We start from the raw sequence: 26,340 nt of genomic DNA on the forward strand, positions 1-26,340 counted from the left end.
AAATTGCAACACTGATAATGGGCCGAGCGTCATCGATGAAATTTTCAATCGCAAAGACGTTCATATCCCGACCTCAGATTAGTGGACAACCATTAGCTGACATTCTAATAATCAGCGTCATGTTTAATCGGGAGAGGGTAGCCAGCCGAGTATATTGCGCTCAAAATATCTAACTAACGTTTAAATATTAAGGGGTTACAATATTGGTCATTAAGTTTGTTTGCACTTACTTTATGATGCTGACCGAACTCGGAAAGATCGATTCTAGATAAGTTTGTTCAAAGACTCAACAAAAAATGACGAGCTATTCACTCGCCATTTTTAATTCGATGTTTGAGCCTTATTCGGGAATGACTTCTAACGCTGTTTCGTTTTCTTCTGTCGTACCAGAAGCGCCTGAAACCTCGGTCTTTTCATCCTCTATCTGCTCTGTTGTTGGTTCCGATACACTCTCAACTGCGCCCGATACTGTCTCAGCGATACTTTCTACTGCACCTGACGTGAGGGTGTCGGGATTGAGCGGTGGGATGACTTGCAGATCTTCAGTGCTTTCATCGGTAGCTGGCTTCTGACTGACGTGGCCGATAATTGACTGATAGTAACGACGAATATTTTCAACGTAATTACGAGCCTCATCTCCTCGGGCATAGCCGTAACGCGTTTGGCTGTAGAAACGCTTTTGACGCAATAATGGTAGCCTGTCTTTTACGTCCGCCCACGCATTTGGATCGCCGCCCTGAGCTTTTGTCAGGCGCCGAGCGTCCAGCATATGACCATAACCAATGTTATAAGACGCCAGCGCGAACCAAATCTTTTCATGATCGCTAATCGTTTCGGGTACGCGAGCGACAATCCGGCGCAGGTACTCGACACCACCACGGATAGATTGCTCAGGATCGAGACGGTTGGTCACGCCGACGCTTTTCGCTGTAGGTAAGGTGAGCATCATCATTCCGCGCACGCCAGTTGGAGACTTCGCTTTTGGTTTCCAGTGAGATTCTTGATAAGCCAACGCTGCGATTAAGCGCCAATCAAACTCTTCGCTGTACTTTTGGAATAGGGGAGACCATTTAGGGAGTTTGTCATCCAGTGCACGAATGAAGGCCCGAGTATCCACATAATCAAAGGCTTCAATATGGCCAATGTATTTTTCTTCTAAGGAAGCGAGTTCACCTGACTGCTTGATGTTGCCGAAAAACTCTATCAGCATCGCGTATAAGCTTTCATCTTCGGAACGACGGGTAAACCAAGACACCGGTTGGTCTTCCGTTAACTCAAATGCTAAAGCTAAATCTGGGTAAAGGCGCTGGGCCAGTGAAAGCTCAACTGAGTCCGTCACCGTGAAGCGCAATTCGCCTGTGGATACGCGTTTCAGCAAATCTCTGGTATCTGCATTGCCAACGATTTCGAACTGTAGCTCAGGATACTGCTTTTTTAATGCCGTTAGTGTCGGAACATATTGTGATTGCTCGACGATTTGCAGTGTATTAGCTGCCGCGTTGCTATCGGCATCGGCTTCGTCAGCCTGAGTCGCTTGATATTTTATCAATCGCTCAATACTACGAGGCCTCAGCTGCCCCTTTTTATACACGACTTGCTGGCTGACATAGTAGTAGGCAGGGCCAGGTCGAAAACGCTTTACCGCTTGAGAAGTCTGGTTCAAACCTGTGGCAATAATATCAATGTCGCCTTTCTTGAGTGCCGGAAAAAGATCGGCTTGGCGAAAAGCGGGTTTAATTTCTAGCTTCACCCCGAGTTCTTCTGCGAACTGACGTGCAAGCTCATAATCCAGGCCGGCAGGGCCATCGGGACCAATGTAATAAGAGAGCTGGTTATTCAGTGTGCCAACTCGAAGAACGCCACGTTCCTGGATTTTTTGGAATTCACTTTTTGGGGTCGACTCAATTTGGCAGGCAGAAAGTAGTAGCACAGAAGCGAAAAGTAGGACGCTGCGCTTAAGTCGGTTGAGCTGGCTAATTTGCATTAATTGGTACTTCTCGAGAAATTTCTAACTACCTTTATATCAAAGGGAAGTGGTGGGGCAAAGGGAATCGCACACATAGAGTGCGACATTGCGTGTTTTATCGACATTTTGGTTATAATTCAAATTTGATAAAAAAATTGACGCAAACGGTTGCTTTTGGTGTTACATCACAAAAACAATTGCTATATAATGCGCTCGCAAAGGAGAGGTGGAATCGGTATAAGTTCGGGTTTTTACGCCTAAGTGGCTGAATTTATTCCAATATCACCTTAATCAATTGCATAAGAGACCTAAGCACATGAGAATTTTGCGTGGCTCCCCAGCTCTTTCTGAGTTCCGTGTTAACAAACTATTGGAACTTTGTCGTGAACAAGATCTGCCTGTAACCGGCATTTACGCCGAGTTTATGCACTTTGCGGATCTAAAATCTGACCTTGATGACCAAGAGTTAGAAAAGCTTGAAAAGTTGCTGACTTACGGTCCAACGATCGAAGAGCACGAGCCTGAAGGTCTTCTACTTCTTGTTACGCCTCGTCCTGGCACTATTTCGCCTTGGTCTTCTAAATCTACCGATATTGCTATCAACTGTGGTCTGGACAATGTTAAGCGTCTGGAGCGTGGTACAGCGTACTACGTAGAAACGTCTGCGACACTTTCTGATGCTCAAATCGACACAGTTAAAGCCCTAATCCACGACCGCATGATGGAAACGGTGTTTACCGAGCTTGAAGCCGCTTCTGCACTATTTACTGTGGCAGAGCCAGCTCCAGTGGCGCACGTTGATATCTTAGCTGGTGGTCGTCTTGCGCTTGAAGAAGCAAACGTTTCACTTGGCTTAGCGCTAGCAGAAGATGAAATTGATTACTTAGTGGAGAACTTCACTAAGTTAGGTCGTAATCCAAACGACATCGAGCTGATGATGTTTGCTCAAGCGAACTCAGAGCACTGTCGTCATAAGATCTTTAATGCAGACTGGACTATCGATGGCGTAGACCAAGAGAAGTCTCTGTTTAAGATGATCAAAAACACATTTGAAACGACGCCAGACCACGTTCTGTCTGCTTACAAAGATAACGCAGCGGTAATGACAGGTTCTAAAGTGGGTCGTTTCTTCCCAGATCCTAAATCACGCCAATACACTTACCACCATGAAGATGCGCACATCTTGATGAAGGTAGAGACGCACAACCACCCAACGGCTATCTCTCCATGGCCAGGCGCATCAACCGGTTCAGGTGGTGAAATCCGTGACGAAGGCGCGACAGGTATCGGTGGTAAGCCTAAAGCGGGTCTGGTTGGTTTTACAACGTCTAACTTGCGTATTCCTGGTTTTGAACAGCCTTGGGAAACGGACTTCGGTAAGCCGGGTCGTATCGTAAACGCACTAGACATCATGCTTGAAGGCCCTCTGGGTGGCGCGGCATTCAACAACGAATTTGGTCGTCCAAACCTCCTAGGCTACTTCCGTACCTACGAAGAGAAAGTGACTTCCCACGCGGGTGAAGAAATTCGTGGTTACCACAAGCCAATCATGATTGCTGGTGGTATGGGTAATATCCGTGACGAGCACGTTCAGAAGAAAGAGATCCCAGTTGGTGCGAGCCTAATCGTACTTGGTGGTCCGGCAATGAACATCGGTCTTGGTGGCGGTGCGGCGTCTTCAATGGCGTCTGGTCAGTCAGCAGAAGATCTGGACTTTGCTTCAGTACAGCGTGAAAACCCAGAGATGGAACGTCGTTGTCAGGAAGTTATCGACCGTTGTTGGCAGCTAGGTGAAGAGAACCCAATCGCATTTATCCACGATGTGGGCGCGGGCGGTATCTCTAACGCACTTCCTGAGCTTTGTGACGATGGCGAGCGTGGCGGTAAGTTCCAGCTACGTGATGTACCAAATGATGAATTGAGCATGAGCCCGCTGGAAATCTGGTGTAACGAATCTCAGGAACGTTACGTTCTTGCAGTTGCGCCAGAACATATGGAAGCATTCGATGCAATCTGTAAGCGTGAGCGTGCACCTTACGCAGTAGTTGGTGTGGCAACAGAAGAACGTCATCTGACACTAGAAGACTCTCACTTCGACAACACGCCAATTGATATGCCAATGGATATCTTGCTTGGTAAAACACCGAAGATGCACCGTGAAGCAACGACATTGAAAGTAGATAGCCCAGCGATTGCACGTGACGGTATTGAAATCAACGAAGCGGCAGATCGCGTACTTCGTCTTCCAACTGTAGCTGAGAAAACGTTCCTGATTACTATCGGTGACCGCTCAGTAACAGGTTTGGTCGCTCGTGACCAGATGGTTGGTCCTTGGCAGGTTCCTGTAGCGAACTGTGCAGTTACGGCGGCAAGTTACGACACATACCACGGTGAAGCGATGTCGATGGGTGAGCGTACTCCGGTTGCTCTACTAGACTTCGGCGCGTCTGCTCGTCTGGCTGTTGGTGAGTCACTAACTAACATCGCGGCGACTGACATCGGTGATATCAAGCGCATTAAACTCTCTGCGAACTGGATGTCTCCAGCGGGTCACCCAGGTGAAGACGCAGGTCTTTACGAAGCAGTGAAAGCTGTGGGCGAAGAGCTATGTCCGGCGCTAGGTTTGACTATCCCTGTTGGTAAAGACTCAATGTCAATGAAGACCAAGTGGGAAGAAAATGGTGAAAGCAAAGAAGTTACTTCGCCACTATCGCTAGTAATCACTGCGTTTGGCCGTGTTGAAGACGTACGTAAGACAGTAACGCCTCAGCTACGCACTGACAAAGGTGATTCTTCACTTGTTCTTGTTGACCTGGGTAACGGCAAAAACCGTCTGGGTGCAACAGCACTGGCACAGGTTTACAAGCAACTTGGTGACAAGCCTGCAGACGTAGACAACGCAGAGCAGCTAAAACGCTTCTTCGATGCAATGCAAACACTGGTTGGTGATGACAAGCTTGTTGCTTACCACGATAAAGGTGACGGCGGTCTATTTGTAACACTTGCTGAGATGGCATTCGCTGGTCACTGTGGTGTGAAAGCGAACATCGAAGGTCTGGGCAAAGATGCGCTGGCAGTTCTATTTAACGAAGAGCTAGGTGCAGTTGTTCAGGTTAAGAACGAAGAGCTGGATTCAGTTCTGTCTACGCTAGCAGCGAATGGCTTAGAAGCATGTTCACATGTGATTGGTTCTGTTGAAGCTTCAGACGACTTTGTTATCACGTCTGGTGATGCAGTTGTACTTGAGCGTTCACGTACTGAACTACGTGTTATCTGGGCAGAAACAACGCACAAAATGCAGGCGCTACGTGATAACCCAGCATGTGCAGACCAAGAATTTGAAGCGAAGAAAGACAACACGGACCCAGGTCTGAACGTATCTCTAAGCTTTGATGTGAATGAAGATATCGCAGCACCTTACATTGCGAAAGGCGCGAAACCTAAGATGGCGATTCTTCGTGAGCAAGGCGTAAACTCTCACGTTGAAATGGCAGCAGCCTTTGACCGTGCTGGCTTTGAAGCAACCGACATCCATATGAGCGATATTCTGACAGGCCAAGCGGTACTTGATGAATACCAAGGTCTGGTAGCGTGTGGCGGTTTCTCTTACGGTGACGTACTAGGTGCGGGTGAAGGTTGGGCGAAGTCTATCCTGTTTAACGCACAAGCTCGTGAGCAGTTCCAAGCGTTCTTCAATCGTGAAGAGACATTCTCTCTAGGTGTTTGTAACGGTTGTCAGATGCTTTCTAACCTGAAAGAACTTATCCCGGGTGCAGACTTGTGGCCACGTTTTGTTCGCAACGAATCTGAGCGTTTTGAAGCACGCTTTAGCCTGGTTGAAGTACAGAAGTCTGATTCTGTGTTCTTCGACGGCATGGCTGGCTCACGTATGCCTATCGCGGTTTCTCACGGTGAAGGTCGTGTAGAAGTACGTGACGGTGAGCACCTAAACGCAATTGAAGCGTCAGGTACTGTGGCACTACGTTACGTTGATAATAACGGTAACCCAACGCAACAATACCCGAACAACCCGAATGGTTCGCCAAATGCGATTACCGGTCTGACTACAGCAGATGGCCGTGTAACCATTATGATGCCTCACCCAGAGCGTGTATTCCGTACGGTTGCAAACTCTTGGTCTCCAGAAGGCTGGGGTGAAAACGGCGCTTGGATGCGTATGTTCCAAAACGCACGTAAGAACATCGGTTAATTCTGTTTTTATATAAACAGCTAACAAACCGTAAAGCGCAGATCGAAAGGTCTGCGCTTTTTGTTTTTACCAACAAAACTATTCACCAATAGTATGCTCGATAGTTTCGTTGCAATTTTGATGGTGATGACTTCTGCTTCTGTGTATGAGTGACTGGTTTACAGCGTATTTTCTAGTTGTTACGCAATAAAAAATGCCAGTAAGCAATTGCTTACTGGCATTTAAACGCGGCTGTTAGCTAAATGGAGCGAAGGAAATCTAAGAGTAACTGTTTGTCTTCTTCAGTAAGCTCTACAAACGCTTGTTTAGCGGATTGCGCTTCTCCTCCATGCCACAAAATGGCACTTTGCAGATCTTCGGCGCGACCATCATGTAAAAATCGGCTCTGACCATCACCTTCGATAAGACCAAGTCCCCATAAGGGTGGGGTTTTCCATTCTGCTGGTTCTGCACTGCCTTCTTTCACACCATCGCTTAAGTCAGCTCCCATATCGTGCAATAACAAATCTGTATATGGGTAGAAGGTTTGATTGCTTAAAATAGGGAAACGAGTGACTTCACCTGTCGTCAGTGACTCTCGATGGCAAGCGTTGCAGCCTACATCCATAAACAGCTTTCGACCTTGCTGGAAAGCAATGCTGCTTCCGTTGCGTCGTTCAGGCACTGCAAGAATGGTCAAGAAGTCATTAATTGCTTCGAGTGAAGCATCGGATACTTCCGGCGAACCGCCAGATGGCATCAATTCGCAAACCTCTTGTTGTTCAGTACAAGGCTCTGCAGGGTTGTAGCTGGATGTGAGTCCCATATCCTGATGGAAAGCACCTGCTACTTGGCTTTCTAAAGTACAGTGAACGCCTTTCCAGCCGAAACGTCCGATACATGTTTCTAGCTGATGTGCCCGTCCTGAAATACCATCAGAGTTACTGTCTTCGATATCTTGATAGTCAAGAATGACTGATTCTGGAACCAAATCCAGCAACCCCATGCCAATCAGCTGTGGTGAGAGGCGAGGCCCTAAAGACACCCCTTCCGCTAGAGGATTCATTGCATCATTTAGATGAAAGAGAATTTCGTCACTGCTGCCTTTAGTCCAAGTCACGGAGCCTTCTGGAGACCCATCGGCAGAAAAAGTTTGCAACTGTCCACCAAGGAATGGGTCGACGGCACCGTTTTTATCTGCCAAGCGGAATAAAATGCCGTCTCCCGTACTGCCATCACTTTTCAGTGATTCAGCTCTGGCTGATGTTTCATGACAACCTGTACATGAATCCGTTATTGCCAAAGGGCCGAAACCATCGAGCAGTTCACGGCTTCCGGGAGCAGGAAGCCATGTAGCGATAAACAGCTCCCTGCCTTGAGAGGCCCCGTGATAGTCTTGGAGGTCTAATTCAGGAATAAATTGCAAAAAGCCGTTGTTTGCATCATAGCTAACAGTGGCTACGCCACCTGCAGGCCCAAGTTCAACGTATGCTGGCTGATCTTCTGATTGTGACGATGAACCGTCACAACCAAAAAGCCAAATACTGCACAGAAATAATAAAGACTTTTTCATCATTTCACTTTCTGTGGCAGAGAGTAGCCCCAAGCATTTATTGGATCAGGGATCCCTAATGACCCTTCAAAGCTCCAGCCCCAAGTGAACAATACGCTGTCAAATCTTAGAGCCACGGTGTGTAATGCGCCAGCACCGATGTCTAATACCGAAGACAGGTCTGTAATTGCAACCGTCGGAGCGATAGGGCTCTCATCAGTTTCTAGTCCTAATGTACCCATACCATTGTTACCCCACGGGTATATTTGGCCATCTGATCTTTCAACAAAGCTTTGGTTGCCGTTTGCCCAAACCATGACGCCATCTTCAACCCAAGGTAATACTGTTGCTTCATAAAGCTCTCTTGGCCATGATTCGTCCTCATCATTACCTAATTGATTGCTTGCGTTCAGACCCCAACCATAAAGCTGACCACTTTCTCCAATTGCGATGACATGTGCTTTACCTGCTGAAAATGAGGTGATTTTCTCAGGTAAGTTAATCAGAGTAGGGATAAGGATATCTTCAACATAGTCTTGTCCCTGTCCAAGCTGACCATTGTTGTTTTGCCCCCATCCGTATAGGTTGCCGTTAATATCCAGTGCGTAAGTACTGTCTGATCCAGCTTCAATTTGAATAATATCTGATATCTCAACTTTTACCGGGAAGTCGGAGTCCTCTAGCGAGTTGTTACCTAATTGTCCTTTGTCGTTTTCACCAAAGGTATACACTTGGCCTAGTTCGTCGAGAACTACAGTGTGGTCATATCCACGAGCGACAGAAATAATATTCTCCAAAGAGGATATTTTTTGCGGACTTAATACATCTTCTTCGCTCAATATGTCATCGTCTTCACCCAAACCAAGTTGGCCTCCGTCGCCGTCACCCCAAGCCCAAACCTGACCTGTGCTATCAAGTGCAATAGAGGCATTTTGGTTGAATGCCAATGATACAAATGAGACGGCTTGTTCCTCGCTAATAACGGTCAGTTCCGTTGGAGTAGTTGGGTGGTTTTCTTCATCAAGAGTACTGACATACCCGTGGCCAGTTTGTCCTTTGTTATTACGACCCCAAGTCCATAGTTTTCCGTCTAAGATAGCGCCACTATGAGCGCCGCCAGCAGATACTTGATGACCGAAATAGACTTGATCTTCCAATGATGTTTGATTGCCTAGCGAATCCGTTGCCGTCACGGTGTAGTTATTTAAGCCCGGTACCAAGTTGATCTTCAGTGAAAAGTTTTGGCCATCGAAGTCAGCATAATGAACAGTACCATTGATTGAAACGGTCACTGACTCCACACCGTCAGTGTCGCTACTGGTCCCGGAAACGGTTGTCTCCGAAGCATAGGTACTATGGGCATCCCACGATTTGGTTAGTTGAGTATCTGGTCCAGAGTTAGCAGTGGTCGCTTCGTCATTAGAATCGCAACCTGCAAGGGCAGTAACGAGTACTGCCAAAAGTGTCTTTGTTAATTTCATTTGATAATCTAACTGAGAATTGTTTTTATTACGGTTGGTTATATATGTTTTTTAGAGTAATTAATCCATATGGATGATGGTTTATTGTGTTTCTCTTCACATTTTTAACCTGCCTTTAACTCGGTTGGGTTAAATTTAACCGTGTCAGTCTTACTCGTTTCTGCATATATTCCCTTGATTACATCACTGCATCTGTATGGACACTGAGAACTTAAAGCGGTTAAAGTGAAATTACCTTGTGGGTTCTAAGCGGGGCGTATACGGAATTGCGGAGTGGCGTATCTCTTTGAAAAAATCAAATGAGCTTGAGTCGCGTTGTTATCATGGCTATTCCCCATGAATCGCTGAAGTTAAAAAGTAAGGAAAAAATTTGCAGCCAACAACGGTGATTTATGCTCTAATACCGCGCTTACCAAGGGATGGTGTTAAACAGCTCAGCTTAGATGGAGTTATCAAGTTGACCGAATCCCTGATTAATCCCTTAGGAAATGAATTAAATGTCAAAAAATCAAAAATTTGCTATCCGCGTAACTGAAAAACGTAACGGCTGGAGCGCAGAGATCACTCGCCAAGTAACTTCTCGTAAAACTGTAGTATCAAAGCGTGAAACTGGTTTTGAAAGTGAAGAGAAAGCTCAAGCTTGGGCTGAACAAGAGCTGGCTGGTTTTGTTCAAAACCAAGTAGTTCGCAACGAACGTAAAGCAGCTCAACGTCAAGAGCGTGAAGCTGAGCAACTTGCAGCTAAAGTTCGTAAAGAAGAAGCTCGTAAAGCGCGTGATGCTGAAGCAGAAGCTGACGAAGAATAAGACTTCGATTTAGACAAGTTAACTTGTGATGTTAAAAAGCCCTGACGTATTGTTCAGGGCTTTTTTATAGGTGTTATGTTAGTCAAAAACAGTCCGATGAGATTGAAAGGCTGATTGAACCTTCTGATGGTGTCGAGAACTGCTGGTTGCCTGGCAATAAATTTGGCGAATTGGCATAAACGCGATGCGATACTTTTATATTGGGTGAATGTACTGGCGGTAAATCGAAATGATGTAAGCCATCGGACAGATCGGTCGCTTCACCGTAGTCAAAATTATCTATAGCTGTAGATCGGTTTTTAACGTATTGACAGTGATCTGGTTTGCCATCTTCGCGCCAGATTACCCCTGTGGATTTAGCCTCTGTATCTAACTGCGCTGCAACGGGATGGGCGTAGTGATCGTCATAAGATGACTGCTGGTTTTGTTCTTGTAAGTATTGGGCGATAAGGTCTGATGACTGGGCAAAACTGTACGTAGAGAATACGAAACTCATCAGAGTAATAGAAAAGGTTTTGTACATAGTATGAATGCAAGCAAATACAGGTATCATACAAATAAATAAAACACTGTGCAATTGTGTTTCTTTGCACGAGGTATCTCTGTTGGGAGTTGAGAGCTAGTCAGAGGCTAACTTTTGTTTTAATAGCTTGGCAATCTGATGAGGAAGCATAGTTTTACTTTTGGGAGGGAAAAGCCCAGCGTTAACACAACTAGGCTTCGATTTTCTAACTTTGTACTTTACTGAACGTCGAGTGGGATTTGACCAGTCGTGACTTGTTCAACATCATACTCGTTCAGCTCTTCAATATAGTTTTCCACGGCTTGACCAACTTCATCGTCACCATGTTTGAAGTAAGACAGATGGAAAATAGCATCACCTTCATTTACTAAAGGTAGCGTGTGTTGGCCAATGACCAGACCGCTTTTAGGCGCGGTGAGTTCCAGCTCAATATGCCCAAGGGGAGAACTGATATAGGCGAGAGTTTCACCTTGTTCAACTTTATCTCCCAAATTCACCACAGTACGCAAAATGCCATTTCCTGGTGAACGAACCCAACTGGTGGATTTCGCGATCACTGGCTCTGGGAATTTTTTACGGCTTGCACGCAGCATACCTATTGCCTGCATAACACGGCGAATACCCAACACACCTGCACTGATTGAGAGAGGATCAAAGCGTAACGCTTCGCCGGCTTCGTAGGTGAGCACCGGAATATCACATTTTTCCGCTTCACTGCGCAAAGATCCGTCGCGCAATGCTGAGTCGATGATGACTGGGGTGGAAAAGGCTTTCGCTATTCGTAATGTTTCCGGGTTACTAAGATTCGCCCGTACTTGTGGCAGGTTGGTACGATGGATAGCACCAGTGTGTAAATCAATAATATAGTTGCAACGTTTTGCGATGTTATTAAAGAAGCCATATGCCATTCGCGATGCTAGTGCGCCTTTCTCACTACCCGGAAAGCAACGGTTGAGATCGCGTCGGTCTGGTAAGTAACGAGACTTATGGATAAATCCGAATACGTTCACTATTGGAACAGCGATGACTGTGCCTTTCAGCTTCTGTGGATCTAATTGGTTAATCATCTGACGTACTATTTCAACGCCGTTGAGCTCATCGCCATGAATGGCAGCGTTAACCATCAGTACTGGGCCGTCTTGTTTTCCGTGGATGATTTCTACGGGAATCGACAAAGGAGAGTGCGTATAAAGCTGTGCAGCTTCGAATTCGATCTCTAATCGCTGACCTGGTTGTACTTGATATCCGAGGAGCTCAAAGGTTTTGCTTCTTTTACTTCTAACCATAAAACCATCTCTTTCCAATAGTTTTTCAACAATGTAACAATCGCGTCATAATCAAACTAATCATTTTGATTAAGGATACGACAAATTATTTTAATTAACGCGAGTAATCACTCTTGTGTGAGATTTATGTTGTAAATATGACGCCAGTTATAACGGTTTTATCTTGTTATTTCTATATATTGGCAGGTAACTATTTAGCCTCTAACTAATTGAGTCTTAAAAGTAATAATAAAACTTTTAGTGACAAAATATGGCTTTTTTCCTCATTTTTATTTAGCTAATATCCGCGCCGGATTTTGACCGAATAAACTTTACTCTGAGGTTTTGATGAAAAAGGCAATAGCTAAAATTGGCGTAATGACTGCTGTGGCAGTTGCGCTTTCAGGTTGTGTGGGCAGTAATGCAGTGACTGGTTATGTTATGGGCTTTAACTTAAAAGCTGTTGATAACCGTTATGCTCGTGGTGGTCTGAACATGCTTATGGCACCCGTTTATGGTGTAGCGATCGCAGCTGATTATATCGTATTTAACTCATTGGAATTTTGGACAGGTAAAAACCCGTTAAACGGTAAGCCGCATATTTTTGATTCTAAGGTGGACACTTACATTGATGTAAACCACCAATTAGATAAGTCTCTGACTACTGCTCCAATTAGCCCTCTGGCGAATAATCGCGTGATTGAGCAAGGCCAAATGGAACAAATCGACGAAAACACCATTCAAATGGACATTACTTACAGTAATGGTGACAAAGCATTGTTGACTGGCGTACGTGAAGGCGACTTTGTTACTTACTACATTGATGGTGAAGTGGTAGCTAAGACTTCAATGGATGAGTTGGCAGCCTACGCACAAACGCGTGTGTAATCAGCTAGCATTATCTGCAATAAAAAAGGGTGCGATTGCACCCTTTTTTTGACTTTATCTTATTTTCACGCAATAAGTGATTATGCTTTTTCAGGAATCGCTTCCAGTAGAGCGACCATTTGATCCCAAAATAGCTGAACGGTATCGATCTTCACTTTTTCGTCAGGAGAGTGAGGGAATTTGATCGTAGGACCAAAAGATACCATGTCCATATTAGGGTAAGGCTCTTTAAATAGGCCACACTCCAGACCTGCGTGGATCACCATGATGTTTGGTTTGTGACCGTAGATACCTTCGTACATGTCGCGGAAGATTGCCATGATCTCTGAATCCGCATCTGGTTTCCAGCCAGGGTAGGCACCTGAGAACTCGATTTGAGCGCCAGCCAGTTCCGCAACAGAATGCAGCATACCAACCACTTGGCTACGGCCAGAATCAATCAAAGAACGGATTAGGCAAAGTACGGTTACTTTGTTCTCTTCGGTGGTGATGACACCCACGTTCAAAGAGGTTTCTACGACACCTTCAATTTCGTCACTCATACGAATAACGCCGTTTGGACATGCATTAAGCGCCGCGATAAAGCGCTGTTGGTCTGCAGAAGCAAACGCTTGAGCGTCGGTTGCAATCTCTTCGTTGAAAGTAACAATACCGGTTTCTACTTTACCTAGCTCTGCTTTCAGTAGCTCAGTGTAGTAGTTGAATAACTCTGCAAGCTTGTCTTGGTTTTCTGCTGGAAGTGCAACAGTAACGAATGCTTCACGAGGAATCGCATTACGCAAGCTACCACCGCGGAATTCAACCAAGCGAAGGTCTAATTCACGAGCGTGACCTGCCAGGAAGCGACCCAGTAATTTGTTGGCATTGCCGCGACCCGTGTGAATATCACAACCAGAGTGGCCGCCTTTTAAGCCTTTTAGTGTGAGTTGGCGAGTGACAAAGCCTGCTGGGATCGCATCACGAGTAATATCGAATGTCATTGCACCGTCGATACCGCCAGCACAACCCATGTAGACTTCACCTTCTTGCTCAGAGTCGGTGTTTAGCAGAATTTCACCTTCTAACCAGCCAGATTCAAGCCCGAATGCGCCTGTCATGCCTGCTTCTTCATCAATGGTCAGCAGTACTTCAATCGGGCCATGCTTAATGTCGGTAGAAGCAAGAACCGCAAGACAAGATGCCATACCGATGCCGTTGTCAGCACCGAGAGTTGTGCCTTTTGCGGTTACCCATTCACCATCGATGTATGGTTGAATTGGATCTTTAGTAAAGTCGTGGTCAGTGTCTTCGTTCTTTTGCGGCACCATGTCGATGTGTGCTTGAAGAACCACACCTTTTTTGTTTTCCATACCTGGAGTGGCTGGCTTTTTGATGAAGACGTTACCAGTAGGATCACGGCGTACGTCAAATCCTTGCTCTGTTGCCCAACCGATAATGTATTGTGCCAGTGCTTCCTCATGCTTCGATGGATGAGGGATAGAACAAATCTTATCGAAAAAGCGCCAAAGTGGAGTGGGTGACAAGGTACTGATTTCAGAATGGAATTCAGACACGGAAAGCTCCTTTTTATCTATATTTCCAGATATGCATTGTGAAAATTACATATGGTTAGCATAAACTGCTAGTGCCATCTGGCTTGAATAGCCCAAGGATACCACCTGAAGAACGCGACTAGTAGTCGGTGACCGCACGATTTCTTTCAGTATTGTCACAGTTTATGAATGAGAATCACGACACAATGAGATTTTTGTCATATTTCCTCACACGTTTATTTATAAAAGTGTAATTTAGTTACATTAATCGCAATTTATCTGTGTGTTGGACTAATTTTTGTGATTTGAGTCACTAAAGATCTTGTAATAAAATTTCTTGGTGGTATATTTATAACCATCTTCAGAGAGAAGAATAAAATGCTCAAAGGATGAGTCCGTTAATCGCCTCCAAGGAACTGAGAATCAACGACTGCATTAATTGATTAAGAAGGTGATAGTTATGAAAGGTTTACCAAGTACAATGTTCTGGAATAGCAAATCTGTATATACCGGTAACTTTGTATACCCAACAAGCTTTGGCTACTAAGTAAGTTGTCAACGCATGTGACTTGAACAGTTTGTTCACCCCTATAATTTGGAATTTTTTTTCAGTAATAGTTCTGACATGATTCGCCGCCACTCATTTTGAGTGGCGTTTTTTTATGTTCTTTTTCGTGGCTTGTCTAAAAATTCATCACTAAGTGCCAATTCCCTTATCGCTTGTCCTGTCTAATGCGATATCTTCACGCAATACGCTCTAAAAGCTAACTAGAAATCGAGCTTTCCTTTTGAAAGTTTAGAACATTGTTCAGTTTGTATTCTTTGTACGTTTTGTATCCTAACTCGCTAGTCATTGTTTATTAAGTCTTAATTTTTTTTCGTGTGAAGAATCCTAGCGAATGGGTTTCATATCCTGCAAAAAAATCCATTTAGAGTGAAGATTCTATCTAGAATTTGCTATTTGATAACTTTATAATTCACACAATCGATTACGCAACCGTTTACTTTTTACCTTTAACAGGATTCGATCATGCTCGAAAGGCTCTTTAAGCTCAGTGAAAATGGCACAAATGTGCGCACTGAGATCATCGCAGGTGTTACTACCTTCCTGACCATGGCTTACATCATCTTTGTAAACCCAGCTATCCTATCTGACACAGGCATGGATCGTGGCGCTATTTTTGTCGCAACCTGTCTTGCTGCGGCCATTGGCTGTTTCATTATGGGTCTGGTAGCAAACTACCCAATCGCACAGGCTCCGGGTATGGGGCTTAACGCGTTCTTTACCTACTCTGTAGTATTGGGAATGGGTTACACATGGCAAGTGGCACTGGCTGCCGTATTTGTCTCTGGTGTTTTGTTCATTCTATTAAGTGTGTTCAAGATCCGCGAATGGATCATCAACTCAATTCCTCACTCTCTACGTACAGGCATTTCAGCGGGTATCGGCCTGTTCCTTGCGTTTATCGCACTCAAAAATGCAGGTATCGTAGTTGATAACCCAGCGACACTGGTTTCGATGGGTAATATTACGTCGTTACCATCAGTACTTGCTGCAATCGGCTTCTTCCTGACGATTTCGCTTGTTCACCGTGGTGTGAAAGGTGCGGTAATGATTGCCATTCTTGGTGTGACTGCATTAGGCCTACTTTTCGGTGACGTTCAGTGGGGCGGTGTGATGTCGACACCACCAAGTATTGCTCCTACGTTTTTACAACTAGACTTCTCTGGCTTGTTTGAAGTTGGCATGATCTCCGTTGTATTTGCTTTCCTATTCGTTGACTTGTTCGACACTGCAGGTACGCTGGTTGGCGTTTCTCAAAAAGCAGGTCTAACCGACGAAAACGGTAACATTCCTCGCCTGAATAAAGCTTTGCTTGCTGATTCAACTGCAACTTCGGTAGGTGCTCTACTGGGTACATCAAACACCACTTCGTACATTGAGAGTGTTGCGGGTGTAGCTGCTGGTGGTCGTACTGGTCTGACGGCTGTGGTTGTTGGCGTACTATTCCTACTGGCTCTATTCTTTTCACCTCTTGCAGGTATGATTCCAGCATACGCAACATCAGGCGCTCTATTTTACGTAGCGATCCTAATGCTGTCTGGCTTAGTAAGTATCGATTGGCGCGACCTGACTGAAGCGTCACCAGTGGTTGTTACTTGTCTGGTTATGCCACTGACTTTCTCAATTGCTGAAGGTATCACTCTAGGTTTTATCGCTTACTCTGCTATCAAGCTATTTAGTGGTAAAGGCCGTGATGTATCGCTCAGTGTTTGGGTGATGTCAGCCATCTTTATCGTGAAATACCTTGTAGGTTAATTCTATTTGGTTCCAAGCCAGTGAGGACATCTGTTCTTACTGGCTTTTTATTTTGAATTTGTTCACCGAAATCGATGTTTCTGCGCTCTATGTGGAGAAATTTGATATCACCATTGGTATTAATATTAGCTTTCGGTAGAATAATCGTTTGCGCTGCTTTAAACCCCGCCTCAAATTTAGTTTGAGAGCTTAGTGAATATGTCGTTTATCCGCCTTTTTCACTGAATATTGGGGATACATATTTTTAAATTATTAGGTTATTACAATGAGTAAAAAATTCATTATCACTTGGGATGCGATGCAGACTTACTGTCGTGAACTGGCTGAAAAGCAAATGCCAGCTGAGCAGTGGAAAGGTATCTGGGCAGTAAGCCGTGGCGGTCTGGTTCCTGGTGCAATTCTGGCTCGCGAACTGGGCATTCGTTACGTTGATACTATCTGTATTTCAAGCTACGACCATGACCATCAGCGTGATATGTCTGTGCTTAAAGCACCAGAAGGTGACGGTGAAGGTTACCTAATCGTTGAAGACCTAGTAGATAGCGGTGATACAGCACGTCAATTGCGTGAAATGTACCCTAAAGCAAAAATGATTGCTGTATGCGCTAAGCCATCAGGTAAAGAGCTTCTTGATGACTACGTTGTTGATATTGAGCAAGATACTTGGATCGAGCAGCCGTGGGATATGTCTATCCAGTACGTTGAGCCGGTAAACCGCAAGCAAAAATAATTGCAGTCAAAGAATATTGAGAAATGCCCCTGTTTAGGGGCATTTTTTTTATTATCATTGTAAATATTGCAAATAGTCTAGAGCGCTTCGTATGCCGGAAGATATCAGTAAAAACCTATCCGAAACTTTGTTTGTCAAACACAAGCAAGCCAAAGAAACCTCGGCATTGACTCAGTACATGCCAACTAGCCAGAAAATCCTCGATGAAAGAGAAGAGCAGGGAGATAGTGCCTGGTATCGTCATTTACTCCGTCTGCAATGGGCATGGCAAGGTGTACCTCCTATCGATATAGAATCGGTATTATCTAAAATAGCGTCATCAAAGCACTCTCGTACTAAAGATGAATGGTTAGATACCGTTATGGGTTACCACAGTGGAAACTGGACGTTCGAGTGGATCAAGTTGGGCATGGAGCATCAAAAGCGCTCTGAAAATTTGCAAGGAGAAGCAGCTGCTGATGAGCTTTTTACTGCCTCTTTGTGTTTCAGTATCGCTGGCTACCCGCATTTAAAGAACGATAATTTAGCGTTGCAGGCTCAAGTACTGGCCAACAAAGCGTATTCGGAAGGGGCAGAGAAAACCCAATACACGATCAAACAAATTGAAGTGCCGTACCAGAATCGCAAAATTATTGCGAATTTACATCTGCCTAGAACGGATAAACAATTGCCTGTGGTGATGGTTAGTGCGGGGTTGGATAGTCTGCAAACTGACATGTGGCAACTGTTCCGTCATCATTTTGCGCCGAAAGATATTGCGATGCTAACGGTTGATATGCCTTCGATTGGACACAGTTCACACTGGCCTCTAACTGAAGACACAAGCTGTATCCATCAGGCAGTCTTGAATGAGCTCTATTCGATTCCTTACGTTGATCACCATAAAGTGGGTTTAGTTGGATTTCGCTTTGGCGGCAATGCAATGGTTCGTCTCTCATTTCTTGAGCAGGAAAAGATCAAAGCCTGCGTTGCGATGGGCGCGCCTGTACACGATCTTTTTACCTCGTCTCAAAAATTACAGCAGATGCCGAAAATGTACCTGGATTTATTGGCATCACGATTAGGCAAGAGTGCGGTAGACATCAACAGCATGGCAGGGCAAATGAAGGCCTGGTCGTTGAAAGTTCAAGGCTTTCTAACCAACCGTAGAACGAAGGTGCCAATTCTGGCATTGGGCTTGGAAGGCGATCCGGTCTCACCACATAGTGATAACCAGTTAGTTGCATTGTTTAGTCAGTATGGGCAGGCGAAAAAAATCAGCGCCAAGTCTATTTCAAAAGGTTATGAGCAATCCCTCGATTTGGCCATAAAGTGGTTGGAAGATGAATTATTAAGATGACAAACCTTCCCATTGAGTTAAAGTGAATACCTGAGCAAAAATTAAGCTCATGATAATCAAATAATAATCATTCTTGAGTATTCACTTTTTATTATGGAAACGGAGATTCATATGCCAGAGACGACTCAGGGGCCAACTCACTTTCGCTTGATGTCTAAGTTAAAGGCGATAGGGCCTTATCTACGAGAACCGCAATCAGAAGAAGGTCGTTACTATTTTGATTGTTTGTCGGTGTGCGTCGACGATAAGAAATCACCAGAAAAACGAGAGTTTTGGGGCTGGTGGATGGACTTAGAGGCCATCGAAGGGGGCTTTACTGCCAAATACCACATTGGCAAATACAATAAAGAAGGGCAATGGGACTCGGAAGCATTGCCTAAAAAATCGGTAGAGGAAGTTTACTTAACACAAAGTACCTTCCATCAGAAACTGGTCGATACCCTCGAAGAGCATTTCAAATTAGAGGTTGAATACCATACAGAGTCGTTTGACTTTGCTTGATTCAGCCCTTTTTCTTCGCTGAAAAACAAAAAGGTGCGTTTTCGCACCTTTTCTCTTGTTAAATCCCAATTTGATTGTTAAAACTCTCCTTTAATTTGTTTTTCACTTCAGAAGACATCATGACAACGAATCAACAAAATGCAGTCGTTTCACATCCAAAAACCGTCGTTGTGAAACTGGGTACAAGTGTGCTTACAGGCGGGACACTCGCGCTAGACCGTGCTCATATGGTTGAGCTGGCGCGCCAGTGTGCTGAACTTAAGAAACAAGGCCATTCAGTGGTAATGGTTTCGTCTGGTGCAATTGCAGCAGGCCGTGAGCATCTTGGATACCCCGCATTGCCCAACGAAATGGCGAGTAAACAATTACTTGCTGCAGTCGGGCAAACTCGTTTGATTCAAACGTGGGAGTCTCTGTTTAGTATTTACGATATCAAGATCGGCCAAATGCTACTGACTCGTGCAGATCTGGAAGATCGTGAGCGCTTTCTAAACGCGCGCGATACGATTAACGCTTTAGTCGCAAACGATATCGTTCCGATCGTTAATGAAAATGACGCCGTAGCGACAAGCGAAATTAAAGTCGGAGATAACGACAACTTGTCGGCTCTAGTGGGAATTTTATGTGGTGCAGATAAATTACTGCTCCTTACAGACCAAAAAGGACTGTTTACTGCCGACCCACGTAAAGACCCAAATGCCGAGCTGATCAAAGAAGTTAAGACGATTGATGACACGCTACGCAAAATTGCAGGTGGCAGTGGCACGACGCTGGGTACTGGTGGTATGGCGACTAAGCTTCAAGCGGCAGATATCGCTCGTCGCGCAGGGATTGAAGTTATCATTGCTGCGGGTAGTGCCGTTAACGTGATTTTTGATTCATTGAGCCCACAGCCACATGGCACACGTTTCTTACCTTGTTCTGAAGCTCTGGAAAACCGTAAGCGTTGGATCTTGGCTGGTCCTGCTGCATCAGGCGATATTATTATCGATGATGGTGCAGTAAACGCAGTGATTGGCACAGGCAGCAGCTTGTTAGCCAAAGGGGTGACTAAGGTCAGTGGCGATTTTGCCCGTGGTGAGGTGGTACGTGTTACCAATACTCATGGTAAGTTAGTGGCTCGTGGTATTAGTGCTTACTCAAGCGAGGATTTAACTAAAATCTCTGGTAAGCACAGCAAAGATATCATCACTGTCTTGGGGCACGATTACGGCTCAGAAGTCATTCACCGCGATGATCTTGTCGTCATTCAGGAATAGAAATTAAGGGAAGCACAGTGGATTTAACGAACATGGGTAAAGCTGCTAAAGATGCAGCTTTTGAATTGGCGACAGCGTCAACATCACAGAAAAACCAAGCTCTGGCTATCATTGCCGATGAGCTGGAAGCAAACTCAGCGGCTATTCTGGCTGCGAATGCAAAAGACATCGCACTTGGCCGTGAAGCAGGTCTGACGGATGCATTACTGGACCGTCTGCTGCTGAATGAAGAGCGCTTAACGGGTATCGCGAATGACGTACGTAACGTGATCAGCCTTAACGATCCTGTTGGTAGCGAAATCGACAGTAAAGTGCTAGAAAATGGCATGTCTTTGGCTCGTCGCCGCGTTCCCCTTGGTGTTGTTGGTGTGATTTACGAAGCACGTCCGAACGTAACGATTGATATCGCAGCCTTGTGTCTGAAAACCGGAAACGCCAGCATTTTACGTGGTGGTAAAGAGACCTTCTTCTCTAACATGGAGCTGGTCAAAGTTATCCAGTCTGCATTAGCTAAAGCGAACCTGCCTGCGGCTTCCGTTCAATACATTGAAAAGCCAGACCGAGAGCTTGTTTCTCAATTGCTAAAATTGGACGACTACGTGGATATGATCATTCCACGTGGTGGTGCTGGCCTACACAAAATGTGTAAAGAAAACAGTACCATTCCCGTTATTATTGGTGGTTTTGGCATCAGCCATATTTTTGTTGATGAATCGGCGGATCTTGAGAAGTCACTTAACGTGGTTGAAAACTCAAAGGTACAGCGTCCATCGGCATGTAACTCACTTGATACCTTATTAGTGCACAAAAAAGTGGCGGCTGAATTCTTGGCCTTGCTGGTTGAGCGCATGAACGAGAAGGTTACTTTTGTTGCTGAACCAAAAGCCAAAGCGCTGATGGCAAACGCGCAGCAAATTCGCGATGCGGGCGAAGGTGATTTTGATACAGAATGGTTGAGCTACACGCTTGGTGTGAAAGTCGTTGATGATGTAAAAGATGCCATTGACCACATGCGAGTACATAACGCCAGCCACTCAGATGCGATCATGACTAACAGCTTAGAAAATGCAGAGCTGTTCATCAACTCTGTGGGTTCTGCGGCAGTATACGTTAACGCGGCAACACGCTTTACCGATGGTGCACAATTTGGTCTCGGCGCTGAAGTTGCCGTTTCTACTCAGAAGCTTCATGCGCGTGGTCCAATGGGCTTAGAAGAGCTGACCAGCTACAAATGGGTAGGTAAAGCCAACTACTTAGTACGTAGTTAACATATTCCACTCGATATTGATTGAAAAAGGGGCGATAACGCCCCTTTTTGTTTTCTCTCGCATACCAATTCCGCTACACTAGTTTGGCTTTTAAGAGCGCATTGATTGGAGGTGATATGCATTGTCCTTTTTGTTCGGAAAACGAAACAAAAGTTATTGATTCTCGCTTGGTTGCAGATGGCCATCAGGTTCGTCGTCGTCGCCAGTGTCTGACTTGTAGTGAACGCTTTACGACGTTTGAAACCGCTGAGCTGGTGATGCCTAAGGTGATTAAATCCAATGGCAACCGCGAACCGTTTGACGAAGATAAAATGGTCGGTGGCATTCAGCGTGCATTAGAAAAACGTCCGGTCAGCGCTGATGCAATTGAGCTGGCGATCAGTATGATTAAATCCCAGCTACGCGCTACGGGTGAGCGTGAAGTACCAAGTGAGATGATTGGCAACTTGGTGATGGATCAGCTGAAAGAACTGGACAAAGTGGCTTACATCCGTTTTGCGTCTGTTTATCGCAGTTTCGAAGATATCCGCGAATTTGGCGAAGAGATTGCCCGTCTGGAAGACTGATTAAACATGGATCAAAACACGCCTCAAATTACCTTCTCCCCTCAAGATTTCTCAATGATGTCGCGCGCCATCAGGCTCGCTAAGCGCGGCATCTATACCACGGCTCCTAATCCAAATGTTGGTTGCGTCATCGTTCGTGATGGACAGATAGTCGGAGAAGGTTATCATCTCCGAGCTGGAGAGCCACATGCCGAAGTCCATGCCTTGCGAATGGCTGAAGGTAAAGCCGAAGGCGCGACTGCCTACGTTACTCTCGAGCCTTGTTCTCACCATGGGCGAACGCCTCCTTGTGCCGAAGGGCTGATTAAAGCGAAGGTGGCGAGAGTTGTTTGCGCGATGCAAGACCCGAACCCCAAAGTCGCAGGGCGAGGCATTCAAATGCTTCGCGATGCAGGAATCGAGGTTCAGGTAGGATTACTGGAAAGCGATGCTCTCGAGTTGAATCGAGGATTCATCAAATTTATGCAGACGGGTATGCCTTTCATCCAATTAAAGATGGCGGCCAGTCTCGATGGTCAAACCGCACTCAGTAATGGACAGAGCCAGTGGATTACCTCCCCACGGGCTCGTCAGGATGTTCAGCGTTATCGTGCCATGAGTGGTGGGATATTATCGACCAGCAAAACGGTGATCGACGATAATGCCTCATTGAATGTTCGCTGGGACGATTTGCCTCAAACGATACGAGAGCAGTATCAACCTGAAGCTGTACGTCAGCCAGTACGCATCATTTTAGATCGCCAATGCCAGCTGACAGATGATCTCAAGTTGTTTAATACCGATGGTGAGCGCATCATTGTCAGTCAAGACGGTGATATCGCCCCTCAATTGAATGAAGATGGCCAGATTGACCTCGCGACGATGTTGAAAGCCGTTGCCACTCAGCATCAAGTCAATCATTTATGGGTTGAAGCGGGAGCGACGCTCGCGAGTGCACTCATACAGGCTAATCTTGTAGATGAATTGATCGTTTATCTTGCTCCAAAGTTGATGGGCAGTGATGGTCGCGGGCTGATTGGGGCACTTGGTTTAACGTCAATGGATCACGTTATCGATCTGAACATTACCGATGCTCGTATGGTTGGGTTAGATATTCGAATTACCGCAACGCTTATACGAAAATAGATAGAAAAGAAGCAATTATGTTTACAGGCATTGTAGAAGCAGTAGGTAAACTTACTGCGATTACGCCGAAAGGCGAAGACATCACCGTAACCGTCGAAACGGGCAATTTAGATATGTCTGACGTTAAGTTAGGCGACAGCATCGCGACTAATGGCGTTTGCTTGACGGTTATTGATTTTGGCAGCAATTATTACAGTGCGGATCTGTCGTTAGAGACACTGAAAATGACGGGTTTTGCACAATATCAAGTCGGTGACAAGGTTAATCTAGAAAAAGCCATGCTGCCCACCACGCGCTTTGGTGGACATATCGTGTCTGGTCATGTTGACGGTGTTGGCGAAATTGTAGAACGTAATCAAGTGGGTCGAGCAATCGAGTTTTGGGTGGCGATGCCTGCCGAAATCAGCAAATATGTTGCAGGAAAAGGCTCGATCACCGTAGACGGTATTAGTCTTACGGTAAATGACTTACGTAAAAATGCATTCAAGTTAACGATTGTTCCTCACACGAGCGAAGAAACCACGATTGATCAATTTCAGGTCGGTCGCAAAGTTAACTTAGAAGTGGATGTATTAGCTCGTTATATGGAGCGATTACTTCAGGGGCAGCAAGAAGAGAAGCAAGAGTCGCGTATTACTATGGATTTCTTGCAGCAGAACGGATTCGCCTAAGACAGTATTCACAGAACATCCGTGGGGCAATTGACTTACCGTTTGTAAAGCTCAAACTATTGCCGTAAGTTTGCTTGTACTCAAGCCCCAACAAATTGTTGCCGAAAATAAATTTAGAATAACGGGAAACAGAATATGCCAATCAGTACACCACAAGAAATTATTGATGACATTCGCGCAGGTAAAATGGTCGTCTTGATGGATGACGAAGACCGCGAGAATGAGGGTGATTTGATCATGGCTGCCGAGCATATCACGCCGGAAGCGATCAATTTTATGGCTACCCATGGACGTGGCTTGATTTGTCTTACAATGACTAAGGAGCGTTGCTCAAGTCTTGGTTTGCCGCCAATGGTGCAAGACAATAACGCGCAATACACGACAAACTTTACGGTTTCTATTGAAGCAGCAGAAGGGGTAACAACGGGTATCTCGGCTGCGGATCGAGCACGCACTGTTCAAGCGGCTGTAGCGCCAAATGCAAAAGCAGCGGATTTAGTTCAACCAGGCCATATCTTCCCACTAGCGGCTCAAGATGGTGGTGTGTTAACGCGCGCTGGCCACACTGAGGCAGGCTGTGATTTAGCTCGTCTTGCTGGTTTGGAACCTGCGTCGGTTATTGTTGAGATTCTAAATGATGACGGCACGATGGCTCGCCGACCAGATCTTGAGATCTTCTGTGAAAAACACGGCATCAAGCTGGGTACGATCGCTGATTTAATCGAATACCGCAACAATACCGAGACAACCATTGAGCGTGTTGCTGAATGTAAGCTGCCGACCGAATTTGGTGAGTTTAATCTGGTGACTTACAAAGACACGATTGATAACCAAGTCCATTACGCGATGTGTAAAGGCGATTTGAAAGCAAACACACCATTAGTTCGCGTACATCTTCAAGATGTGTTTACCGACTTACTTCGCAGTGACCGCAATGCTGAACGCAGCTGGACACTGGATAAAGCGATGAAGCGCATCGGCGAAGAAGGCGGTGTTTTAGTTGTGCTTGGTCATGAAGACTCCAGTGAGCTTCTTATCCATCGCGTGAAGATGTTTGAAGCGCAAGATAAAGGTGAAGCTCCGACGCTTGCGAAGAAACAAGGCACTTCTCGTCGTGTAGGGGTAGGTTCTCAAATTCTTGCTGACCTTGGCGTGAATGACATGCGTCTGTTATCGTCAAGCAATAAAAAATACCACGCGTTAGGCGGTTTTGGCCTAAATGTCGTTGAATACGTCTGTGAGTAACGACTGAACGATAAGTAACTGGTCTTGAATAGTCTTATGCTGTCCTAGGCCAGTAACTCGTTGCTCCCGCCAATTTCCATTAGATATTGCTCACACAATTGTGCTAGAATCCGGCGATTCTCACTTGATGAACATATTTCACTTAAAAATAGAGTTAAAGGAAAGCTTATGAAAGTGATCGAGGGTGGCTTCCCAGCGCCAAATGCAAAAATTGCTATCGTTATTTCTCGTTTCAACAGTTTTATTAACGAAAGCCTACTTTCTGGTGCGATCGATACACTAAAGCGTCACGGGCAAGTAAGCGATGACAACATTACCGTTGTTCGTTGTCCAGGTGCCGTAGAACTACCTCTAGTAGCTCAACGTGTTGCTAAAACCGGTAAATTCGACGCTATCGTATCTTTAGGGTCAGTTATTCGCGGTGGAACGCCTCACTTTGACTATGTTTGTAGTGAAATGAACAAAGGTCTGGCACAAGTGTCTATGGAATACAGCATTCCAGTCGCATTTGGTGTTTTGACTGTTGATACTATCGATCAAGCGATTGAACGCGCAGGAACCAAGGCTGGTAATAAAGGTGCAGAGGCTGCACTAAGCGCACTTGAAATGATTAATGTACTATCTGAAATTGATTCCTAATGGGGGCCAGTGTGAAACCAGCCGCACGTCGTAATGCACGTCAATTCGCTCTACAAGCGATCTACTCATGGCAAATTACTAAAGAGAATGTTGCCAAGATTGAAGAACAGTTTTTGTCTGGTGACAAATACGATGAAGAAGAACTTCACGCATCAGAGCCAGCTCTAGCAGCGCCAGAAACTGACGTAGAGTACTTTCGTGAACTACTAGGCGGTGTTGTACTTAGCCACGCTGAGCTAGATAGTAAAATTCGTCCATACATTTCGCGTCCAATGCAGGATCTGGATATGATGGAACTTGCTCTTCTTCGCCTTGCTATGTACGAGATGACTCGTCGCGAAGATGTGCCTTACAAAGTCGTGATCAACGAAGCGATTGAACTTGCAAAAGTGTTCGCTGCCGAAGACAGTCACAAATTTGTGAATGGTGTGCTGGATAAAGCAGCACCTCACGTACGTAAGAAATAACGATTTCT

The 26,340-nt window shown here is 45.3% G+C and carries 21 protein-coding genes; 15 read left to right on the top strand and 6 right to left on the bottom strand.

Going from position 1 to position 26,340, the window contains the following annotated elements; genetic code table 11:
- Positions 1 to 340: 340 nt before the first annotated feature.
- Positions 341 to 1,984 (bottom strand): membrane-bound lytic murein transglycosylase MltF, encoded by a 1,644-nt coding sequence (gene mltF / locus VER99_RS03145; RefSeq protein WP_020333689.1) that lies wholly within the window; start codon positions 1,982 to 1,984, stop codon positions 341 to 343.
- A gap of 298 nt (positions 1,985 to 2,282) precedes the next feature.
- Here mltF and purL point away from each other — a divergent pair, with 298 nt between their 5' ends.
- Entirely contained in the window at positions 2,283 to 6,176 is a 3,894-nt protein-coding gene (gene purL, locus VER99_RS03150; protein ID WP_020333690.1) for a phosphoribosylformylglycinamidine synthase, read from the top strand.
- A 238-nt stretch (positions 6,177 to 6,414) separates the two neighbouring features.
- On the opposite strand, the gene VER99_RS03155 is transcribed toward purL, so the two are convergent.
- The gene (locus VER99_RS03155; protein ID WP_236614648.1) at positions 6,415 to 7,731 is read right to left on the bottom strand and encodes a di-heme oxidoredictase family protein; all 1,317 of its coding nucleotides are present in this window, start codon (positions 7,729 to 7,731) and stop codon (positions 6,415 to 6,417) included.
- Positions 7,728 to 9,188 carry an RCC1 domain-containing protein gene (locus tag VER99_RS03160; RefSeq protein ID WP_020333692.1) on the bottom strand — a complete coding sequence of 487 codons (1,461 nt, stop codon included), beginning with the start codon at positions 9,186 to 9,188 and terminating at the stop codon, positions 7,728 to 7,730. The genes VER99_RS03155 and VER99_RS03160 overlap by 4 nt, the downstream gene beginning before the upstream one ends.
- Positions 9,189 to 9,685: 497 nt before the next feature.
- Here VER99_RS03160 and VER99_RS03165 point away from each other — a divergent pair, with 497 nt between their 5' ends.
- On the top strand, positions 9,686 to 9,994 hold the full coding sequence (locus VER99_RS03165) for a DUF3622 domain-containing protein (RefSeq protein ID WP_014230997.1): 309 nt from the start codon (positions 9,686 to 9,688) through the stop codon (positions 9,992 to 9,994).
- Positions 9,995 to 10,076: 82 nt separating this feature from the next.
- On the opposite strand, the gene VER99_RS03170 is transcribed toward VER99_RS03165, so the two are convergent.
- Positions 10,077 to 10,517: a hypothetical protein gene (locus VER99_RS03170; RefSeq protein ID WP_024372691.1), complete on the bottom strand. Its 441-nt coding sequence runs from the start codon at positions 10,515 to 10,517 to the stop codon at positions 10,077 to 10,079.
- A gap of 218 nt (positions 10,518 to 10,735) precedes the next feature.
- Positions 10,736 to 11,803 carry a succinylglutamate desuccinylase/aspartoacylase family protein gene (locus tag VER99_RS03175; RefSeq protein WP_014230999.1) on the bottom strand — a complete coding sequence of 356 codons (1,068 nt, stop codon included), beginning with the start codon at positions 11,801 to 11,803 and terminating at the stop codon, positions 10,736 to 10,738.
- A 327-nt stretch (positions 11,804 to 12,130) separates the two neighbouring features.
- On the opposite strand from VER99_RS03175, the gene VER99_RS03180 reads away from it, so the two are divergent.
- Entirely contained in the window at positions 12,131 to 12,670 is a 540-nt protein-coding gene (locus VER99_RS03180) for a DUF3332 domain-containing protein (RefSeq protein WP_014231000.1), read from the top strand.
- Between the two features lie 80 nt (positions 12,671 to 12,750).
- Here VER99_RS03180 and VER99_RS03185 read toward each other — a convergent pair whose 3' ends face one another.
- Positions 12,751 to 14,223 carry an aminoacyl-histidine dipeptidase gene (locus VER99_RS03185; protein ID WP_020333696.1) on the bottom strand — a complete coding sequence of 491 codons (1,473 nt, stop codon included), beginning with the start codon at positions 14,221 to 14,223 and terminating at the stop codon, positions 12,751 to 12,753.
- Between the two features lie 1,009 nt (positions 14,224 to 15,232).
- Between VER99_RS03185 and VER99_RS03190 the strand changes: the two genes are divergently transcribed.
- The 12 genes from VER99_RS03190 (at position 15,233) to nusB (ending at position 26,332) form a co-directional block, all read left to right on the top strand.
- On the top strand, positions 15,233 to 16,522 hold the full coding sequence (locus VER99_RS03190) for an NCS2 family permease (RefSeq protein WP_014231002.1): 1,290 nt from the start codon (positions 15,233 to 15,235) through the stop codon (positions 16,520 to 16,522).
- A 265-nt stretch (positions 16,523 to 16,787) separates the two neighbouring features.
- The gene (gene gpt / locus VER99_RS03195; RefSeq protein ID WP_014231003.1) at positions 16,788 to 17,252 is read left to right on the top strand and encodes a xanthine phosphoribosyltransferase; all 465 of its coding nucleotides are present in this window, start codon (positions 16,788 to 16,790) and stop codon (positions 17,250 to 17,252) included.
- Between the two features lie 91 nt (positions 17,253 to 17,343).
- Positions 17,344 to 18,591: an esterase FrsA gene (gene frsA / locus VER99_RS03200; protein WP_014231004.1), complete on the top strand. Its 1,248-nt coding sequence runs from the start codon at positions 17,344 to 17,346 to the stop codon at positions 18,589 to 18,591.
- A 111-nt stretch (positions 18,592 to 18,702) separates the two neighbouring features.
- Positions 18,703 to 19,092: a sigma factor-binding protein Crl gene (gene crl, locus VER99_RS03205; RefSeq protein ID WP_014231005.1), complete on the top strand. Its 390-nt coding sequence runs from the start codon at positions 18,703 to 18,705 to the stop codon at positions 19,090 to 19,092.
- 119 nt (positions 19,093 to 19,211) lie between these two features.
- Positions 19,212 to 20,351: a glutamate 5-kinase gene (gene proB, locus VER99_RS03210; protein WP_014231006.1), complete on the top strand. Its 1,140-nt coding sequence runs from the start codon at positions 19,212 to 19,214 to the stop codon at positions 20,349 to 20,351.
- A gap of 17 nt (positions 20,352 to 20,368) precedes the next feature.
- Complete coding sequence (locus VER99_RS03215) at positions 20,369 to 21,619, top strand: glutamate-5-semialdehyde dehydrogenase (RefSeq protein WP_020333697.1); 1,251 nt, start codon at positions 20,369 to 20,371, stop codon at positions 21,617 to 21,619.
- 116 nt (positions 21,620 to 21,735) lie between these two features.
- Positions 21,736 to 22,185: a transcriptional regulator NrdR gene (gene nrdR, locus VER99_RS03220; RefSeq protein WP_014231008.1), complete on the top strand. Its 450-nt coding sequence runs from the start codon at positions 21,736 to 21,738 to the stop codon at positions 22,183 to 22,185.
- A gap of 6 nt (positions 22,186 to 22,191) precedes the next feature.
- Positions 22,192 to 23,310, top strand: a complete 1,119-nt coding sequence (ribD, locus tag VER99_RS03225) for a bifunctional diaminohydroxyphosphoribosylaminopyrimidine deaminase/5-amino-6-(5-phosphoribosylamino)uracil reductase RibD (RefSeq protein WP_020333698.1) — start codon at positions 22,192 to 22,194, stop codon at positions 23,308 to 23,310.
- Between the two features lie 17 nt (positions 23,311 to 23,327).
- Entirely contained in the window at positions 23,328 to 23,981 is a 654-nt protein-coding gene (locus VER99_RS03230) for a riboflavin synthase (protein ID WP_020333699.1), read from the top strand.
- A gap of 135 nt (positions 23,982 to 24,116) precedes the next feature.
- Positions 24,117 to 25,226 (top strand): bifunctional 3,4-dihydroxy-2-butanone-4-phosphate synthase/GTP cyclohydrolase II, encoded by a 1,110-nt coding sequence (ribBA, locus tag VER99_RS03235; RefSeq protein WP_014231011.1) that lies wholly within the window; start codon positions 24,117 to 24,119, stop codon positions 25,224 to 25,226.
- A gap of 168 nt (positions 25,227 to 25,394) precedes the next feature.
- Complete coding sequence (gene ribH / locus VER99_RS03240; protein ID WP_014231012.1) at positions 25,395 to 25,865, top strand: 6,7-dimethyl-8-ribityllumazine synthase; 471 nt, start codon at positions 25,395 to 25,397, stop codon at positions 25,863 to 25,865.
- Positions 25,865 to 26,332: a transcription antitermination factor NusB gene (gene nusB, locus VER99_RS03245; protein ID WP_020333700.1), complete on the top strand. Its 468-nt coding sequence runs from the start codon at positions 25,865 to 25,867 to the stop codon at positions 26,330 to 26,332. Before ribH ends, nusB begins: the two co-directional genes overlap by 1 nt.
- Positions 26,333 to 26,340: the final 8 nt, after the last annotated feature.

It is taken from the genome of Vibrio natriegens NBRC 15636 = ATCC 14048 = DSM 759 (assembly GCF_035621455.1).
In the GTDB taxonomy this organism is placed as follows: Bacteria; Pseudomonadota; Gammaproteobacteria; order Enterobacterales; family Vibrionaceae; genus Vibrio; species Vibrio natriegens.

Excerpts from the sequence above, each read along its gene's own strand:
- VER99_RS03170 (WP_024372691.1), bottom strand. The coding sequence starts at position 10,517 with ATGTACAAAACCTTTTCTATTACTCTGATGAGTTTCGTATTCTCTACG.
- VER99_RS03155 (WP_236614648.1), bottom strand. The coding sequence starts at position 7,731 with ATGATGAAAAAGTCTTTATTATTTCTGTGCAGTATTTGGCTTTTTGGT.
- VER99_RS03160 (WP_020333692.1), bottom strand. The coding sequence starts at position 9,188 with ATGAAATTAACAAAGACACTTTTGGCAGTACTCGTTACTGCCCTTGCA.
- mltF (WP_020333689.1), bottom strand. The coding sequence starts at position 1,984 with ATGCAAATTAGCCAGCTCAACCGACTTAAGCGCAGCGTCCTACTTTTC.
- nrdR (WP_014231008.1), top strand. The coding sequence starts at position 21,736 with ATGCATTGTCCTTTTTGTTCGGAAAACGAAACAAAAGTTATTGATTCT.
- VER99_RS03180 (WP_014231000.1), top strand. The coding sequence starts at position 12,131 with ATGAAAAAGGCAATAGCTAAAATTGGCGTAATGACTGCTGTGGCAGTT.
- VER99_RS03190 (WP_014231002.1), top strand. The coding sequence starts at position 15,233 with ATGCTCGAAAGGCTCTTTAAGCTCAGTGAAAATGGCACAAATGTGCGC.
- crl (WP_014231005.1), top strand. The coding sequence starts at position 18,703 with ATGCCAGAGACGACTCAGGGGCCAACTCACTTTCGCTTGATGTCTAAG.
- nusB (WP_020333700.1), top strand. The coding sequence starts at position 25,865 with ATGGGGGCCAGTGTGAAACCAGCCGCACGTCGTAATGCACGTCAATTC.
- gpt (WP_014231003.1), top strand. The coding sequence starts at position 16,788 with ATGAGTAAAAAATTCATTATCACTTGGGATGCGATGCAGACTTACTGT.
- frsA (WP_014231004.1), top strand. The coding sequence starts at position 17,344 with ATGCCGGAAGATATCAGTAAAAACCTATCCGAAACTTTGTTTGTCAAA.
- ribD (WP_020333698.1), top strand. The coding sequence starts at position 22,192 with ATGGATCAAAACACGCCTCAAATTACCTTCTCCCCTCAAGATTTCTCA.
- purL (WP_020333690.1), top strand. The coding sequence starts at position 2,283 with ATGAGAATTTTGCGTGGCTCCCCAGCTCTTTCTGAGTTCCGTGTTAAC.
- VER99_RS03165 (WP_014230997.1), top strand. The coding sequence starts at position 9,686 with ATGTCAAAAAATCAAAAATTTGCTATCCGCGTAACTGAAAAACGTAAC.
- VER99_RS03230 (WP_020333699.1), top strand. The coding sequence starts at position 23,328 with ATGTTTACAGGCATTGTAGAAGCAGTAGGTAAACTTACTGCGATTACG.
- ribBA (WP_014231011.1), top strand. The coding sequence starts at position 24,117 with ATGCCAATCAGTACACCACAAGAAATTATTGATGACATTCGCGCAGGT.
- proB (WP_014231006.1), top strand. The coding sequence starts at position 19,212 with ATGACAACGAATCAACAAAATGCAGTCGTTTCACATCCAAAAACCGTC.
- ribH (WP_014231012.1), top strand. The coding sequence starts at position 25,395 with ATGAAAGTGATCGAGGGTGGCTTCCCAGCGCCAAATGCAAAAATTGCT.
- VER99_RS03175 (WP_014230999.1), bottom strand. The coding sequence starts at position 11,803 with ATGGTTAGAAGTAAAAGAAGCAAAACCTTTGAGCTCCTCGGATATCAA.